This window comes from Psychrobacter sp. AH5 (assembly GCF_040371085.1).
GTDB lineage: Bacteria > Pseudomonadota > Gammaproteobacteria > Pseudomonadales > Moraxellaceae > Psychrobacter.
The window spans coordinates 434,335-451,711 of record NZ_JAMBMT010000001.1 but is presented as its reverse complement, the minus strand read 5'-3'; the positions used below and the strand labels follow the sequence as shown (position 1 = coordinate 451,711).

The window sequence follows — 17,377 nt, the reverse complement described above, 5'->3', positions numbered from 1 at the left end:
TTAGAAAGCTTGGCAATCTAGCAAGTATCACGCTGTAATCTTCATCACCGCATAGGTGACTTAGAAAGCCTTGTGATACCACTTGATTTTGAATTCGTACTTCATCACCGCATAGGTGACTTAGAAAAACCACGCTAGAGCCTACTGACTTAATGCCATCTTCATCACCGCATAGGTGACTTAGAAATATCTTGCCTAGTGGTGTTTCTTCCTCGATAGCTTCATCACCGCATAGGTGACTTAGAAAATTACCTTATGCTGACTATGATGGTCGCTATGCTTCATCACCGCATAGGTGACTTAGAAATCAAAAATCGCTTCTCTTATCCCTGATAGAGTCTTCATCACCGCATAGGTGACTTAGAAAATCACCGTTGCCATGTTAGATTTGCAACCTAGCTTCATCACCGCATAGGTGACTTAGAAATATCAAATCGTATCTGAGCAAGATGCTGACCGCTTCATCACCGCATAGGTGACTTAGAAATCATTAATCATATCGACTGCGACCAGCACCTTCTTCATCACCGCATAGGTGACTTAGAAAAAGGAGGCTGTTGATAGATGGGGCAGAAATAACTTCATCACCGCATAGGTGACTTAGAAATCAATGCTATGCGTAGAGGCGAGAATCCAAAACTTCATCACCGCATAGGTGACTTAGAAATATTGGCCCAGATAGCGCCATAATCGCTATCTCTTCATCACCGCATAGGTGACTTAGAAACTAAAGCGCAAGTATTTACCAGCACTCCAATGCTTCATCACCGCATAGGTGACTTAGAAAAAAGCGTTGATGACAGCGAGCGAGTTGGTTGACTTCATCACCGCATAGGTGACTTAGAAACTCTGTATAACTAAGCTCGTCTGCGCCTGTGACTTCATCACCGCATAGGTGACTTAGAAAACCGCATTACAAAGATGCAAGCGGCATTGAGTCTTCATCACCGCATAGGTGACTTAGAAAATACAAGCGCGTTTTGACAAGCTCAAAGCTGACTTCATCACCGCATAGGTGACTTAGAAATGTGACAACTAACCCGTAAATCAATATAGAGACTTCATCACCGCATAGGTGACTTAGAAACACAAGACAAGCTCTATAACTTAACTTGTATTCCTTCATCACCGCATAGGTGACTTAGAAAATCAGTTACTCCTAGCTATCATCTAACATTATCTTCATCACCGCATAGGTGACTTAGAAAGTTTAGCGTTAATTAGGTCTTGGTTGTAAAAGCTTCATCACCGCATAGGTGACTTAGAAAATTGGTGGTTAACATCATCCAAAAGCAAGTAGCTTCATCACCGCATAGGTGACTTAGAAAGGGGTCGCCATAGATAAACGTGATAATGTTCTCTTCATCACCGCATAGGTGACTTAGAAAGTTTGAAATGAGCGGTCAAGACTTACTGAGTGCTTCATCACCGCATAGGTGACTTAGAAAATTAACAGAGACAGCAGCAAAAAGACTAATCACTTCATCACCGCATAGGTGACTTAGAAATACAAACTCCTCAACCGTTAAGCCTTGCAGCTCTTCATCACCGCATAGGTGACTTAGAAATTGAATTGCTTTTTCTGCCATGTCATAATCGCCTTCATCACCGCATAGGTGACTTAGAAATGCTAGTGTTGCGGTATTTAACAGTCACAACACTTCATCACCGCATAGGTGACTTAGAAAAGTACATCAAGTACGGACTTGAGCGCAACGAACTTCATCACCGCATAGGTGACTTAGAAATAACAGACTCACCTAAATTTGTTTTTGGTACGCTTCATCACCGCATAGGTGACTTAGAAATGATGGTTTTGTGCTGCCATTAACCCAACTGCCTTCATCACCGCATAGGTGACTTAGAAAGATACTGCAACTGATATAGCAATAGCAATCAACTTCATCACCGCATAGGTGACTTAGAAAACGCCGCTTTGAAGCGCGCCCACCAATTTGTGCTTCATCACCGCATAGGTGACTTAGAAAATAAAGCCCTTAGGGTTTAATGCAGAGATAGCCTTCATCACCGCATAGGTGACTTAGAAAGCCCTCCAAGACTTCTTGAGATAATCCGCCCCCTTCATCACCGCATAGGTGACTTAGAAAATACTCTGTGCGATAAGCGCTCGCTGTAAATGCTTCATCACCGCATAGGTGACTTAGAAAAAACTATGAACAGTAAGCATTTGACAGGCGATCTTCATCACCGCATAGGTGACTTAGAAAAGTATAAGATAAATTAATATTCTTTTAGTTCTCTTCATCACCGCATAGGTGACTTAGAAAGTTGGTTTGGCAAAACACAAGCAACAGCGACTCTTCATCACCGCATAGGTGACTTAGAAATCTGGCGCTGGCTATCGAAATTGAAACCGAGGCTTCATCACCGCATAGGTGACTTAGAAATGACGACTTGTGCAAGTTTGAGCAAGATATTCCTTCATCACCGCATAGGTGACTTAGAAATGAGGCAGACGGGGACGGCTATAAATACCGTGCTTCATCACCGCATAGGTGACTTAGAAAAGAATGAGCCTAACACAAGAAATCTTTGCAGACTTCATCACCGCATAGGTGACTTAGAAATACGTGGCAACAGGTGGCAAGGCAGAATTTAGCTTCATCACCGCATAGGTGACTTAGAAAGTAAACTCAGGGGATAGCTGAGCAACCACAATCTTCATCACCGCATAGGTATAGTGGCATAATTAAATCGGACCATGTTTAAGAGGTTATTATAGTGGCACAATTAAATCGGACCATGTTTAAGAGATACCATCTTAAAAAAGCCAAATCAAGTGCTAATCAGCTCAACTCTTGCTTGGTAAGGTTGCTGATGTTTAACCACGCCGAAACAAATATGCACAAGCTTACGCATCGCCGCACAGACAGCCTGCATTTTGCACTTACCGTTAGCAAGCAGTCGCTCATACTGCGCCTTAATGTCGGGATTATGCTTAATGGCGACTAGCGCCGGCATATACAATTTAGCTCTTACGGCACTTGAGCCATTCTTTGCTAAGCGAGACTTGCCCTTAAATAGCCCTGATTCACTATGCTTGGGAACTAGACCTAAAAAGGCTGCCATTTGCGACGCTTGACTAAACTGCTTATTATGCATCAGCGACATCATCTGCTTTGAGACAACAGGGCCGACGCCTTTAATAGTTTGTAGCAGATATTGGTCTTGCTTTAAATTGGAATGACCATCGATATGGTCATCAATATCACCATTGAGCTTAACAATGGCGGCTTGCAAAGAGACTATCATCTGCTCAATAGACGCTTTAACGATAGGAGCGGTGTCTGTGGCCTCCGTTTTTTCCAATCGATTCAGCTCACGTTGTAAGTCTTCTTGTAGCACGTCTAAGCGCGACAGTAAAGACTTGAGGTGACGCGCCTCTGCTGGGCGGCGGTGTCCACAATTTAGGCTTAGCACTATAGGTGTAGCGGGCTAATAACATACTATCTTTCTTATCCGTCTTGTTGCGACTTCCTAAACTAGCAGCATAGCTTTTGACGTAAGCAGGATTGATGATGCTGACGTTAAGCTTTTTATCAAATAGGTAGTAGGCGATGTTCTCGTGATAGACGCCTGTGGCTTCAAGGGTTATGTGGATGTTGTTTAAGTCATCAGTAATGTTAGCAATTAGCCAGTTGATAAGAGTAGCATAGTCACTGTGATCATTTTTAAAGACTTTAGTTTTGAATTTTAGTTTGTCAGTGTCTTTGAGCCATGCAATATCTAGCTTATTTTTACTAACGTCTATGCCTATATAATGTGTCATCTTATTGTCTTCCCTTGTTTATGCAGTGTCACTCATGGCATCTGATAAGATGTCGAGGCACTTGGATACCATTCAGAATATTAAGATGATAGGATGAGCATTGGGCATAATCTCTTACACAGTGTCTAGGCACTAAGGTTATACTCATACTCTCAATGCTCATGAATAACTGCTTTATTTTATCAACTTTCATCGATAGTATTAAGCGATTATTCAAGATACAAGGTTATACTACCCCAAAGAGGATAACCAGTATGACTACCAAACGCAGAGAATATACCCGAGAATTCAAATTAGAGGCCGTAAGCCTAGTCGTTGATCACAAGCGCAAAATAGCAGAAGTGGCAGAATCTTTAGGGGTTGGTGCATCAACCTTAGATAACTGGGTACGCAAATATAAAAAAGAGCAGCAAGGCATTGCACCAGCTACAGGTTTAGCCCTCACCGATGAGCAAAGAGAACTACAAGAGCTACGTAAACAAGTTAAACGACTGACTATGGAGCGCGACATTCTAAAAAAGGCTTCAGCTCTGCTAGCCTTGGACAGCCTGAACGGCTATCGCTGATTAAGACTTTAGCAGAGCAAGACAAACGACTGAGCAAACGTAAGCTATGCACCCTGTTTGGTGTGGTCAGAAGCAGCTATTACTATGGCATACAGACTAAACCTATCGATATAAAGCGGGTCAAACTCAAAGCCTTGATACGCCAAATATTCAACGACTCAAAGCAATCAGCTGGCGCTCGCACCATCATCGCCATACTATGGAATGAGCATAACATCAGACTGACGCGTTACCTAGCAAGCACTCTCATGAAGAGTATGGGACTTAAAAGCTGTCAGTTTAAGACCCATAAGTACAAGCATGCGGATCAAGAGCATAAAACCCATGACAATATCTTAGACCGCAATTTTAGTCCTGATGCGCCTAACCAAGTCTGGACAGGGGATGTAACCTATATTCGCATCAAAGGCGGCTGGTGTTACCTAGCGGTAGTGTTAGACCTGTTTGCACGGCGTGTGGTGGGCTTTAGTGTCTCAGACTCTCCCAATAGTACTTTGACCGCCAAAGCGCTACAGATGGCGTATCAGACGAGACTCAAGCCTAATGGAGTGCTGTTTCACTCTGACCAAGGCACGCATTATACCAGTCAAGAATTCGCTGAGTCAGTCGCGAGTTGTAATGGCATGGTTCAAAGTATGAGCCGAAAAGGAAACTGTTGGGATAACGCCCCAACTGAGCGTTTCTTTAGAAGCTTTAAGAGTGAGTGGATGCCAAAGGGTGGCTACGAGGATATGGCTGAAGCATCAAGTGCTATTAGCGACTATATTTGGGGCTATTATCAAACTGTGAGACCGCACAGCTTCAATAATTATTTACCACCAGTAGAAAAAGAGAAGCGCTACTTTAATCAAAACCTCTTATCAGGTGTCCTAAATTAGTTGACCACTACAATCAGTCACTTCATCACCGCATAGGTGACTTAGAAAATCCCGCGCTTGCTTTAGTACCATAGCCAGTTCTTCATCACCGCATAGGTGACTTAGAAATACGCTCGGTAAGGCAGTCCTTATCAACAGTACTTCACCACCGCATAGGTGACTTAGAAAAACTCTAGGACATAGGCGCGTTTTTCATACTTCTTCATCACCGCACAGGTGGCTTAGAAAGTTTATAAAATCGCGGTCATTTTGATAGTATTCTTCACCACAGCACAGGTGACTTATGAGAGCCGTTAAAAAATTGCATGCCAATTTTAGGCTCGCAAGGAAAATCCTTTAAATAGAATTTTCAGAAGTTATGACTTCAAACGCGATTTGATAAAATAGATTTCACCGCTTAGGTAACTTAGAAATCTGTCACTTTCATAATCATTTATCCATAAAACTTCATCACCGCATAGGTGACTTAGAAATTTGGCGGACGCACCCGCCAGGACACCTCACCCTTCATCACCGCACAGGTGGCTTAGAAATTTTAACATCAGTGTGCATCGCAACACCCGAGCTTCACCACCGCACAGGTGGCTTATGAGAGCCGTTAAAAAATTGCATGCCAATTTTAGGCTCGCAAGGAAAACCCTTTAAATAGGATTTTCAGAAGTTATGACTTCAAACGCGATTTGATAAAATAGATTTCTCCTTGCGACGAGCTGAACATCTTTCATGTGTTCAAATTACTCTTCTCTGAGATACTTATAGCCAAAAAATAGATAGTCTATAAACGACAATAGTTAGCAACCCTGCCATACCTAAGAGGCAGAAATCTATATAATATAGATTATTTATTTTTTTACTATTTAGAAGCTACAACTATGTCAGACTTACCAGACTTTATTCACCCTACTGCTTTTTCATCTTCTAAAGTATTTGAGCAGATAAGTCCTCAAAACGATCAAAATAAGCGCTGTTATCACCTCAGTGACTCAAACCTATCGATAGCAGATAACCAGTCGCCCAAGCCAAGTAGCCTAGCCGAATTTTTACGTCTTAATGCCACCAATAAGATAGAGAAATTAATAGCCGTTCAGCACGCTTCTCAAATACTTGTGAAACTAGACCAACCGCAGACGCTGTGGCTGGATTTGGAGATTAATCCTCAAGATAACACCCTAATAGATGGCGCGTTTTTAGTTGATAACTACTATTGGCACTTTAACGCTCAGCAGTTTAAGCAGCAGGCAAATAGTATTTATGAGCTCTTGAATAAAGCTCGTTTTTTGGGAGGTCATCATCTTATTGAATTTGATTTGCCTCATCTATATTCGCTATTAAAACACGCGTTATTGAGCACTAGTGATGAGCATAATTTATTAGCAAGTCAACTTAATAACTCCAATATACTGCGCGGCTGGCAAGCCAAGGCTTGGGACACTCTAATACTAAGCTGCTTATTGATTCCGCATCAGCCTAGTCATGCCCTTGCCAAGCTCTATAAAGCCAATGTAGATTATAATAATCCTGTGCTTGATTGTTTAGAGAGTCGCTGTGTGTTTGAGCTTTGTACACAAACATGGCAGCTTTTGCCAGCCACTATGCAGATTTTATTGCATAAATTATTACCGCAGTTGTCACAGCTATGTAGTATAGGCAATCATCGCGACTTTGCTATAGATAAAGACAATATCTTTGATATAGAGTCCATCTTTGATGACCTGCCAGCAGGCAATCGGACTGAGCTTATCAGCTTATTACAAGACTGTATGAACAATGCTCATTTAATCAATAATGACAAAGAGCATACAATGCTATGGCAGCATCTTGGCGTAGCTACCTTTATGAATTGGCTAAGATATTTTGATAAACCGCAAGCACGTCGTCCGGTTTGGGTTATCAAGCATCCTCTTCATAGTCGAAGCTTTATTCAAGCTGAACATGCTTTTTGGCGCTTATGTAAGCCAAGCGAAGATTGGATCAATGAGCAATGCCAGCACTTTTTTGGCTTTAAGCGTTTGCGCGATGGACAGCTGTCTATCGTCAAAGCGGTGCTGATGAATGAGGATATCCCTCTGGGTATATTGCCAACTGGCGGTGGTAAAAGTTTGACCTTTCAGCTGCCAGCCTTGATATTAAGCAAATATCAACGTCAGCTAACCGTAGTAATCTCACCGCTCAAAGCTCTAATCGAGGATCAAGTCGTCAATCTGCATGCCGATTTGCCAGATTACGCCAGCCGTATTGCTTATCTAACTTCAGGGCAGTCCATAGAAACCCAAAAAGAGATTTTAGACGGCATTTGGCAAGGCGATATAGATATTATTTATATGAGCCCTGAGCGTTTGCGCACTCATAGTATTCGCCAACTTCTTAAGAACCGCCCACCAGCATTTTGGGTATTGGATGAGGCGCATACGCTTAGTCAATGGGGTACTGATTTTCGCCCCGACTTTTTGCGTATCGCCGATCATATGATGGCTTGTTATAGCGATGAGCTGCGAGCGCATTTTGCACAGCAGCTCGAGCAGCAAAGCTCTACTAAACCAACTCAACCTCAGCTTGATATGTTAGATCTGAACTCTGATCAACAAATTACTCAACCGCTAAACGCTAGCAGTAACTTAATAGAATTTGTGCCGCCTACTATCAGCTTGGTGACCGCTACCGCCAGCGCGCGTGTCAAAGATGACTTGGAAAGTGAGCTGGTAGATAAGCTGACTACCTTAACGGCTAACAAAGCCTTGGTACAATATGGCACTCCTATCGAAAGCCTTAAGATTTGGCGGGATGATATTAGCGCGCATTTTATAGAAGCAGCCAAAGAGGAGCGCGAAGCCCGCAGCTATAAAATCATCAATGAACGCAAAGTCTGGTACGAAAACCAGTATCCAGAACATCCCGAAAAAGGCGTAGCTATAGTCTACTTACGTAATCGTAAAGGCTGCGATCAATATGCTGAAGATTTTGCCCAGCAAGGCTTGGCAGCGGCGGCTTATCATTCCAAATTAAATGATGGGCAAAAAAAGAGTGTCCTTGAAAAATTCAAAAACGATGAGCTGGACGTGGTGGTCTGTACCAATGCTTTTGGTATGGGTATCGATAAAGAAGGAATCCATACTGTCATTCATAGTGGCCCGCCCAATAACCTTGAGTCCTATATTCAGGAGATTGGCCGAGCGGCGCGTAAGTCTTATGAGACGGGTAGCGCCTATATGCTTTGGGATCAAAAAGATATCGAAGCGCTTTTTTTTCAAGAACGACAGTCGCGAATACCCAATACCAATACCTTGCGCGACTGCTGGACCGCCATACGTCCAGCGCTCAATAAACCAATGCAAGATCAATGGTTCCCTAGTAGTACGCTTGCGCCCATACTAGCAGCAGATGATGACAGCGAGCAGCTAAATACTCAGGTACGAGTGGCTTTGTTAGCGCTTGAGCGTTACGGGCTATTAACTGAAAAAGACCAGCAACCAGCTTGGGTCAGTATCAAACTCTCAAGTCAAGCGCCTGCCAGTGGTCATACCAGTACAGCGAAGCTCTATACTCAATTACAGCAGCTTGCCGATGATACCTTACATACAGCGGCAACAAATCCAAATAGTAGTCAAAGTAAAACTAATGATAATGGTCTAACGCGCTATCATTTGCCTGAGCTAGCACTAGCGCTTGGCTATTCTGTTAAAACGCTGTTAAAAGGGCTGCGCGAGCTCGTCAATCAAGGTCACGCTCAGTGGCAGGTTATCGTGCGCGTGCGTCTAAAATATACCCATCGCTATCTAAAAGGCGAATTTAATCGTTTGAGCCGAATTATTATAGCTATGGAAGAGTGCCTAAATAGCAGTTATGGCGCGCTAAGTGGCACTGAAACGATAGACGCGATTGAGAGCCAAGGCACTACTCAGCTCAATACCAAAGCACTGGATAACTGGCTAGCTCAGCAGCGTCACAACTTAACGACCAAACGCCATATTCTGCCAATGTTTCGGGCGCTTGGTATTTTAAAAACGCGCAATCATAGCGCGGCACAAGTATTTGTCTCCTCCACCAATCACACTAAATTATGGCAAATCGATGCAGAGCTGCCAGACAATTGGGAGAGCTGGGTACGTCAGGCAAAAATGCTCTTAGCAGACTTAACGCCTTTATTTGAGGAGCAGCTATTACCTGCCTTGCCGGATAAAAAAGATGGTGAGGGTAAAGATTTTCATTTAGATAGCCTAGCAAAAAAACTACAGCGCGATGCTGATACTATCTTGACTCAGCTTGAAAAGTTACAACGCTTAGAGCTGATTGAGCTTAGTCGTTTGGACGATAGCCAAGATGCTATTTTCTTTATTGGCAAGCACCGTAAATCCACTTCAAAATATCATGAAAACGCTTATCAGTATCTACAAAGTCACTATCAGGATCGCTGCGCCCGTATACATATGCTGAGCTTTTGGCTACAAGCAGATGCTAAAGTCCAACAGGCACTAATTGAAGATTACTTTACTCAGCCGCTCTCCAAAGTCATCAAAACCTATATCGATAACGGTATTGATGTACATAAACCTTATATTAAGGATTATGAAAAAGAGATTTTGCCGAGTTATTTTAGCGCTACTCAAAAACAAATTATCAAAGAGACCAGCCGTGCCGCTATGGTGCTTGCCGGCCCCGGCTCTGGCAAAACCACGGTCGTAGTACATAGGGTGGCCTATTTATTGATGATAGAGGAGATCAAGCCTGAGAAGATTTTGATTTTGGCTTATAACCGTTTGGCGGTAGCTGAGCTTAGATCGCGATTGCTCGCTTTGATCGGCTATCATGCCATTAATGTCACTATTCAGACTTTTCATGGATTAGCGCGTCAAATCACCGGACTTAGTGAAAAAGATGCGCCCGATGCCGCACTTGATGAGATTGCTGTACGTATTGAGCATTTAGCACAAGAAAAACATCTGCAAAAACGCCGTGATAATGCGCGCTATCAGTGGATGATTGAGCAAGCCATCAGTCAACTGCAAGAGCGGCCACAACACTTTCAATACATTATGGTTGATGAGTTTCAAGATATTGATGAATACCAGTATCAGATGATTGGGCTTTTGGCGGATCTACAAACACAAAACGACGATAATAGTGACGCAAACGATAGCTATATTGCCATAGACGCTGAGAGTGATACCGATGATGACGACTTTGAGCAGCGCGGTTATTTGATGGTGGTTGGTGATGATGACCAAAACCTATACGCCTTTCGCGGTGCTAGCATTAAGTATATTCAGCAGTTTGCCGATAATTATCACGTGAATACTGAGCACAAATTTTATTTATTAAATAACTATCGTAGTGCCGATAATATCGTCGAGCTTGCCAATGCCTTTATCGCCTCTGCTCTACCAAATGAGGAGCGTCTAAAGCAGGCCGAGCATAGTATCAAAGCCACGCAGCCTTATTCAAACCGTCCTATTCGTTATTGCTATTATAAGCAAACCCAAGGTATTGATATGGCCGCTTGGATGGCCTCTGATATTGAGCAGCGTTTAGCAGACAATAAACAAAAAAACGCCCTACCACAAACCATAGCCGTACTCGCGCCTAAGTGGTCCTATTTTGATGCTATCCAGCATTATTTGGAAGCATTGAGTATCAGTAGTCAACGCTATAATGAAAGCGAACAAGTGACTCCTCTCAACAGCTTTATAGGACAAGCGCTATTTAACTATTTGAGTGACAAGCGTTTAGACTTAATAAAAGGCAATGTAGCGACATTTTTGCAGCAATGGCGTAGTGAGCAAAAGCTAAACCCTTTAGATAAAGCTTGGGAGGCGATTATTAGTCGTACCCAAGAGATGGCAAATGTGACTTATGAGCAGGTGCTACAAGCGCTTGAATCCACTCTATACGATAATAAAACTCAAGTGATCTTAATCACTTATCATAGCGCTAAAGGTATGGAGTTTGATCATGTCTATGTGATTGATGAGCAGTCGTCTACTGCAACCGATCATAGCCATGATAGACCCTTATATGTAGCCATAACGCGAGCGAAGCAAACCTTAAGCCTACTACTACATCATAAAGCGCATCATCCTACCCTTGCCAAAAGCCTATCTACCCATGGCGAACAAATCAACTTACCTCTAGTCAATCCGCCTGCCATGCTGACTTTTCATCGCTTTATGCGCTTAGATGAGCTTGTACTAACGCCGCGTGCACTAGTTAATGATGCAGGACGGGCGTTTATAGAACAGACGTTTTGCGCTGATAGCTGGACGCAAAATCGTCTTGATATCAAGGGATTATTTGATGTTGCTTGCTATCGAAAGCAGACAAAGAGCGATGGCTTTTACTCAAAAAGAGGCCAACAAATTGCTCAGTTTGCAACCGCTTTTGCCAAGGAATATTCTTCTCAAGGGCAAGGAAATCAGCACCTAGCTATGACGGGGTTTACTACTACGCTATTTTATCAGCAAGATATTTCTTGGTATGAAAAAGCAGGCTATCAGGGCAGTGAAAGCAGTCATTATCTGATCGTGCCTTATGTACAATTTAATATACCCTGTAGGTAAATTCACACTCAAGCGAGCTATACACTTTCTTTGTATAAACTGGTTTTTTATAAAGACACCTAGCCAAAATAAGTTTTATCGTCCATAACTATATTCATGGCTTATTCAATCGATTGACGCTCGCGATCAAAGCTACCATAATCATGCCAACGATAATCAGCATAAAAGACATGGCATGAGCCATATCATAGTTCAGCGCCTCCACTTGCTCATAGATGGCAATGGAGATGACTTTTGTCTCGCCCTCGATACTACCGCCTATCATCAGCACCACCCCAAACTCGCCAATAGTATGGGCAAAGCTGACTAGGCTGCCTAAAATAATTCCCACTCGCGCTTGCGGTAAAGCCACGCGCATAAACCGGCGCAAGCGACTAGGTTCTAATAAGCTAGCCACCTCCATCACGCTTGGAGGAATACGCAAAAACTGCGCGTAGACAGGCTGCACATAAAACGGTAGAGAATAAATGATAGAGCCAATCACTAGCCCTTCAAAGGTAAAAATAAAGGTCTTGATATGATGAGCAGCAAACCAGCCCCCTATGCCAGTAGTCGGACTCATAAGCAGTAATAGATAAAAGCCAATAACCGTAGGAGGCAATACTAAAGGCATAGCGATGACGCCCATAAGTATGACTTTGAGGCGACCAATGAGGTAACGATGACTCGGTTTGGCTAACCAGTACGCTAAAGGCGTGGCAAATAGCATTAGGCACAGCGTGGTGATACCAGCAAGCTTTATACTTACCCAAAACGGCACTAGCATCGCTGATAACAGCGCTTGATCTATCATAGTGTCACTACTGTCTGCTCATAACGGGCTATTTACTCATGATAGCTTATTATTAGGGTTTAACTTAGCTAATAATTTATCTTAGCTTTAGCGCTAAAGCTTAGCTAACTTTGCCGTTTATTTGAGCCAGCCGCTTATTTAACTGCTAAGTAGCCTGCGTCGGCAAAGTATTTTTGACCAGCAGGCGATAATAGATAATGGGTAAAATCTGTGGCCGCGGCGGCATCACTGATCACTACGCCATCTTGTAAGATAGCAGGATAAGCGTCTTGATTTAGGATATAAAACTGCTCGGGCGTGGCTTTGATAGCCGTTACTTGTGATTGAGCGACAAAGCCATAGTCCACACTACCGGTATTGGCATATTGGAAGGTTTGACCGATATTTTCCGCTTGAATCAGGCGTTTTTGCTGGTTCAATGGCTCATAAATATTTTGTGATTGCAGGTAAGCTTTGGCAGACGCGCCATAAGGAGCCAGATCGGGATTGGCAATGGTAATTTTGCTATCAGACGCTTTGGCTAATAGCTCAGCTAAGCTTGCCTCATTAAGCTTTGCTACCGGATGTTTGACACTATAAAAAGTCAGCTGTCCTTGGGTATAAGTAAAAGGCTTGTGCTTTGGCGCATCGGCTGGTCTCTCGTTCGCCCATTTTGCTGGAAACTCTTGGTTAGCCGATAAAAAGATGTCATAAGGGGCGCTGGCCTGCATTTGCGCGTAGAGCTTTCCTGAGGAGGCAAAGGTTAGCTCAATCTCTTGATCGGGTAAATTGTTATCAGTCTTATAGCCTTCGACGATTTTGGGTAGCACATCGGATAAATTCGCCGCCGCTGCAATGCGTATCTTCTCTCCTGCCTTAACAGCTTGGCTTGCCGCTACCGCCGTTTCCTCATTCTGTACAATCGCTTCATCAGTAGTGACGGGCGCTTGCTCGGCGGTATCGGAATTCTCTTTGGTACAAGCCGCTAAGCTCAGAGCCACACAGGCTGACACACTAACGGTCAAGACCGTCTTTGATGCTTTTGTTACGAGCTGCATCAAGGTTTTATGGCTTTGTTTATCATCATAACCACTGAATTGACTACTTTTCATAGCTTATCTCCTTTATCCACTATGATAGCGGCAAGCTAGTAATACCAAAGTCATTGCCTGCACAAGGTTGGCAACTTTTTTAACTTACCCAAAAAAATTGCTAAAACGACTAAGCAAACATAGTTTTATAACTATGCTTACTTAGCCGTGGTCATATTTTTATTATTTATAAACTGCTATCATTTATAAACTGCTTTAATGGCTTAATCATGACTTAACCATTATTACTAAGCCATTTAGAAGAGTCGTCATCATAATACTCTTGTTTCCATACCGGAATATCGGCTTTGATGGTATCGAGTATCCAGCGACAAGCATCAAAAGCCGGATAACGATGCGCGGATGACACCCCTACCCAAATAGCGACATCGCCAATATCTAATGCGCCAATACGGTGGATAGCCGCCGCGCCGATAATATCAAAGCGCTGTTTGGCCTCCTCGATAATGAGCCGACCTTGGTTAATGGCCAAATCCTCATAGCCATAATAAGTCAAACGATCAACGCGGCTTGCATTATTGTGGTTACGCACCCTGCCCTCAAAGCTGACAAAAGCGCCGCAGCCATCATCATCAAGCATGGCTTTGAGCCGAGCCTCATCAATATCGATATCCAATAATGCAAAACCATCACGCTCTGCTAATGCATAAACCTCATCGACGCTACGCTTAATGGTCATTGACTGACTGTGTACATTATCTGTCATGTTTAGCCCCCGGCCACTGGTGTGATAAATACTACATTATCGCCCTCTTTAATCTCATCGCTCCACTTGGCAAAATAATCGTTCACTGCTACGCGCAGATCAGATTGCGGGCGACTAAAGCGGTGCTTGTTACGCAATTGCTCATAAAGCTCAGCCAATGAAGTCGAAGGGGCGACAGCGATTTTTTCTTCATTACACTTAGCTTCATCAGCTAAGCTAGCAAAATACAACACATTAATAGTCATTAGAGTATCGTTATTGGTATTTTCAGCTATAGCGCTCATTATTATATCCCTCTTTGTTCAACACAGTGTTTTACTATTAATCCTATTGCTTTAAAGCCGTAGCCTACTACTGTACTTTTTAAGCTAAAACCTAGCTATACTGATAATCGGACTTACCGCCAGTCTTAGTGATCAGGCGCACATTATCTATAGTAATGTCATGGGAGATGGCTTTGGTCATATCATAAATGGTTAAGCAAGCGACGCTAACTGCGGTCAAAGCTTCCATCTCCACTCCGGTTTTGTGAGTGACTTTGACTGTTGCAGTTACATGAATACTGCTATTCTCATCGTCATAGTCAAAGCTTAAACCAATCTTGTCGAGTGGTAGGGGATGACACAGCGGAATAAGGTCATGCGTGCGCTTGGCAGCCATAATACCAGCAATATGCGCCGTTTGGGTGATACTGCCCTTTTTGGTCATGCCATCAGCCGCTTTTATTTGCTCATAAATAGCACTTGGAAAGCGCACCAATCCTGCCGCATAAGCCTCGCGCGTGGTTGGTGTTTTGCCACTGACATCAACCATAGTGATATCACCATCACTGTCTAAATGCGATAAAGTGGCGTTTTTATTAGCAGCACTCATAAATTCAACCTTGTTATTTTTTATTCTAAAATCACATCAAAGCAGTACACGCCCGCTTGAAGTCGTCAGGGGTATTAAAATTGGTCAAAGACTGCCATTTTGCTGCTACCGGCACAGCCTTAGTAATAGCTCTAATAAACCTCATCACTTGTCGCTCGCCGCTATCTATATAAGCTTGTAGCTCCGGCTCAACAGTCAAATGATAAAGGCCTAATAGTGGATATAAATGGGCGGTATCGGTCAGACAAATAACTGACTGATCATGAGCTATCGATACCGTGTAAGACCCTAGCATTTTCCATAAATCATAAGCGCTAATCAAGCTATCACAGCTAATAACCATTAACCATGAAGCCTCTGCGCGCTCTACTTTATCTGCTTTTTTGAGTTTAGCTAGCTTTTGCAAAGCCGACTCAATAGCCACCAGTGGCCCCTGTGTTTCGCTCTTTGCTACCACGGAGGGAGAATCATAATCGGTGATATGGCAAATAGGCGTCTTTGCCTCTGCTAATTGCGTCTTATCGACTAAAAAACCGCGGCCATTATCGGCAATCATAATAGGTATGCTTTTATCAGCTACGCTTGTATTAGCGGTCAAAAGCTTAAGCGCTTGGCGTACATGATAGTCAAGTAAGCGCTCGCCACTCGGCAAAATCAGCTCGGCTTTGGATGTACCCATACGGCGAGAAGCGCCGCCTGCTAGGATAACGATTCCTGCCAAATTTGCTATCAAAATTGCATCCTTATTTAAATGAATCAAACGCTCTAAACCTTTTATAAACGGTTTAACCATGGCTAGGATTAACGCGCATAAAATGCGGCACAAAGTTGCAAGGACGAGTACGATTATCGAACTGCTCTTTTAAGATATCGCTCCAACCGGTACGGCAAGCACCCGTAGATCCTGGCAGACAGAATATACCCGTACCATTGGCCATGCCAGCTACCGCGCGCGACTGCACCGTCGACATGCCGATATCGTCTTTTGAGAGCAAACGAAACATCTCGCCAAAACCATCAATCGACTTATCGAACAAGACGCCGACCGCCTCTGGCATACTGTCTCTGATATAAAAACCCGTGCCGCCGGTAGTGATTACCGCATGGATAGTAGGGTCTGCTATCCAGCCACTGATAACCGCTCTGATTTGATAGATATCATCTTTGATCAATTGACGATCTGCCAGATGATGACCGGCCGCTTTTAACTCATCGACTAGATACTGTCCTGAGCTGTCCTCAGCGATAGTACGGCTATCAGAAACCGTCAAAATAGCGATATTAAGCGGGATAAATTCAGCAGCAGGCTTAGACATGGATAATCCTTAATTAATATAGTTTTTGGGGCTGTAGTAGATAAGCACTATGCTAGACTACTTTTATGAAGATAACCCATTGTAAACTCAGTAAAAAAGTACAGCGAAGGCTGTTAGAGTTTTTCACAGCTGAAGTGACTGCTAGAACAGCCGCAGATTTGCTTGATATTCAGCCTAATACTGCTGCACTTTTTTATCATAAAATAAGACTTGTGATAGATTACCATCTCTCATTAGAAGCTGATGAGCTTTTTGATGGTGAAGTCGAATTAGATGAAAGTTACTTTGGCGGTGTACGCAAAGGTAAAAGAGGTCGCGGGGCTGCTGGTAAAACCGCTGTATTTGGTATTCTAAAACGAAACGGTAAGGTTTATACCATTGTCGTAGCAGACACCAAACAGACTACTCTAATGCCTGTTATTAAGCGTAAAATCAAGCCTGACAGCTTTGTTTATACGGATAGCTATCGAAGTTACAACGCATTAGATGTGAGTGAGTTTAAACATTTCAGAGTCAATCATTCTAAAGAGTTTACTTGCGGTAAAAACAATCACATCAATGGCATTGAGAACTTTTGGAACCAGTCTAAACGAACTCTAAGAAAGTATAATGGGATCGATAAGAAGAACTTCCATTTATTTTTAAAAGAGTGCGAGTTTAGATTTAACTATGGCTCACCATCTAATCAGCTGAAAACCTTGAGAAAATGGTGTGATATTTAATCCTTATCTACTACAGCCCCTAGTTTTTAGTATTCAATTTTTTTGTTTAGGCTGGGTTTTTAACCCAGCTTTAAACCTTTGCAAAAGTATG

At 43.0% G+C, this 17,377-nt stretch carries 13 protein-coding genes and 1 CRISPR repeat array (1 of these 14 cut by a window edge); of the genes, 4 read left to right on the top strand and 9 right to left on the bottom strand.

Going from position 1 to position 17,377, the window contains the following annotated elements:
• A CRISPR array of direct repeats spans positions 1-2,708; the repeat unit is 28 nt; unit sequence CTTCATCACCGCATAGGTGACTTAGAAA; it reaches 2,001 nt to the left of the window's first position.
• Positions 2,709-2,796: 88 nt separating this feature from the next.
• Both M0N77_RS01930 and M0N77_RS01925 read right to left on the bottom strand, forming a co-directional pair.
• Entirely contained in the window at positions 2,797-3,441 is a 645-nt protein-coding gene (locus tag M0N77_RS01930; RefSeq protein WP_353103035.1) for a transposase, read from the bottom strand.
• Positions 3,341-3,790, bottom strand: a complete 450-nt coding sequence (locus M0N77_RS01925) for a transposase (RefSeq protein ID WP_353103033.1) — start codon at positions 3,788-3,790, stop codon at positions 3,341-3,343. The genes M0N77_RS01930 and M0N77_RS01925 overlap by 101 nt, the downstream gene beginning before the upstream one ends.
• Positions 3,791-4,044: 254 nt before the next feature.
• On the opposite strand from M0N77_RS01925, the gene M0N77_RS01920 reads away from it, so the two are divergent.
• From M0N77_RS01920 to M0N77_RS01910, 3 genes are all read left to right on the top strand, one after another.
• Positions 4,045-4,356 carry a transposase gene (locus M0N77_RS01920; protein ID WP_353103031.1) on the top strand — a complete coding sequence of 104 codons (312 nt, stop codon included), beginning with the start codon at positions 4,045-4,047 and terminating at the stop codon, positions 4,354-4,356.
• On the top strand, positions 4,353-5,234 hold the full coding sequence (locus M0N77_RS01915) for an IS3 family transposase (protein WP_353105546.1): 882 nt from the start codon (positions 4,353-4,355) through the stop codon (positions 5,232-5,234). The genes M0N77_RS01920 and M0N77_RS01915 overlap by 4 nt, the downstream gene beginning before the upstream one ends.
• An 872-nt stretch (positions 5,235-6,106) precedes the next feature.
• Positions 6,107-11,785, top strand: coding sequence for a UvrD-helicase domain-containing protein (locus M0N77_RS01910; protein WP_353103029.1), 5,679 nt, complete (start codon positions 6,107-6,109; stop codon positions 11,783-11,785).
• Positions 11,786-11,879: 94 nt separating this feature from the next.
• On the opposite strand, the gene modB is transcribed toward M0N77_RS01910, so the two are convergent.
• The 7 genes from modB to moaB all read right to left on the bottom strand — a co-directional run bounded on the left by modB (position 11,880) and on the right by moaB (position 16,564).
• Positions 11,880-12,578, bottom strand: a complete 699-nt coding sequence (gene modB, locus M0N77_RS01905) for a molybdate ABC transporter permease subunit (RefSeq protein ID WP_353103027.1) — start codon at positions 12,576-12,578, stop codon at positions 11,880-11,882.
• 134 nt (positions 12,579-12,712) lie between these two features.
• Complete coding sequence (gene modA, locus M0N77_RS01900) at positions 12,713-13,669, bottom strand: molybdate ABC transporter substrate-binding protein (protein ID WP_353103025.1); 957 nt, start codon at positions 13,667-13,669, stop codon at positions 12,713-12,715.
• A 214-nt stretch (positions 13,670-13,883) separates the two neighbouring features.
• Entirely contained in the window at positions 13,884-14,348 is a 465-nt protein-coding gene (locus M0N77_RS01895) for a molybdenum cofactor biosynthesis protein MoaE (protein WP_371834212.1), read from the bottom strand.
• A 29-nt stretch (positions 14,349-14,377) separates the two neighbouring features.
• Entirely contained in the window at positions 14,378-14,659 is a 282-nt protein-coding gene (locus M0N77_RS01890) for a MoaD/ThiS family protein (RefSeq protein ID WP_353103021.1), read from the bottom strand.
• 91 nt (positions 14,660-14,750) lie between these two features.
• Positions 14,751-15,248 carry a cyclic pyranopterin monophosphate synthase MoaC gene (gene moaC, locus M0N77_RS01885; RefSeq protein WP_353103019.1) on the bottom strand — a complete coding sequence of 166 codons (498 nt, stop codon included), beginning with the start codon at positions 15,246-15,248 and terminating at the stop codon, positions 14,751-14,753.
• A 31-nt stretch (positions 15,249-15,279) separates the two neighbouring features.
• Positions 15,280-15,981: an NTP transferase domain-containing protein gene (locus tag M0N77_RS01880; RefSeq protein ID WP_353103017.1), complete on the bottom strand. Its 702-nt coding sequence runs from the start codon at positions 15,979-15,981 to the stop codon at positions 15,280-15,282.
• Positions 15,982-16,033: 52 nt separating this feature from the next.
• Complete coding sequence (moaB, locus tag M0N77_RS01875) at positions 16,034-16,564, bottom strand: molybdenum cofactor biosynthesis protein B (RefSeq protein ID WP_353103015.1); 531 nt, start codon at positions 16,562-16,564, stop codon at positions 16,034-16,036.
• Between the two features lie 65 nt (positions 16,565-16,629).
• Here moaB and M0N77_RS01870 point away from each other — a divergent pair, with 65 nt between their 5' ends.
• Entirely contained in the window at positions 16,630-17,286 is a 657-nt protein-coding gene (locus tag M0N77_RS01870) for an IS1595 family transposase (protein ID WP_353103013.1), read from the top strand.
• Positions 17,287-17,377 lie beyond the last annotated feature (91 nt).

Coding starts and splice junctions, on each gene's coding strand:
- M0N77_RS01920 (WP_353103031.1), top strand. CDS start 4,045: ATGACTACCAAACGCAGAGAATATACCCGAGAATTCAAATTAGAGGCC.
- M0N77_RS01895 (WP_371834212.1), bottom strand. CDS start 14,348: ATGACCATTAAGCGTAGCGTCGATGAGGTTTATGCATTAGCAGAGCGT.
- moaC (WP_353103019.1), bottom strand. CDS start 15,248: ATGAGTGCTGCTAATAAAAACGCCACTTTATCGCATTTAGACAGTGAT.
- moaB (WP_353103015.1), bottom strand. CDS start 16,564: ATGTCTAAGCCTGCTGCTGAATTTATCCCGCTTAATATCGCTATTTTG.
- M0N77_RS01870 (WP_353103013.1), top strand. CDS start 16,630: ATGAAGATAACCCATTGTAAACTCAGTAAAAAAGTACAGCGAAGGCTG.
- modB (WP_353103027.1), bottom strand. CDS start 12,578: ATGATAGATCAAGCGCTGTTATCAGCGATGCTAGTGCCGTTTTGGGTA.
- M0N77_RS01910 (WP_353103029.1), top strand. CDS start 6,107: ATGTCAGACTTACCAGACTTTATTCACCCTACTGCTTTTTCATCTTCT.
- M0N77_RS01925 (WP_353103033.1), bottom strand. CDS start 3,790: ATGACACATTATATAGGCATAGACGTTAGTAAAAATAAGCTAGATATT.
- M0N77_RS01890 (WP_353103021.1), bottom strand. CDS start 14,659: ATGAGCGCTATAGCTGAAAATACCAATAACGATACTCTAATGACTATT.
- modA (WP_353103025.1), bottom strand. CDS start 13,669: ATGAAAAGTAGTCAATTCAGTGGTTATGATGATAAACAAAGCCATAAA.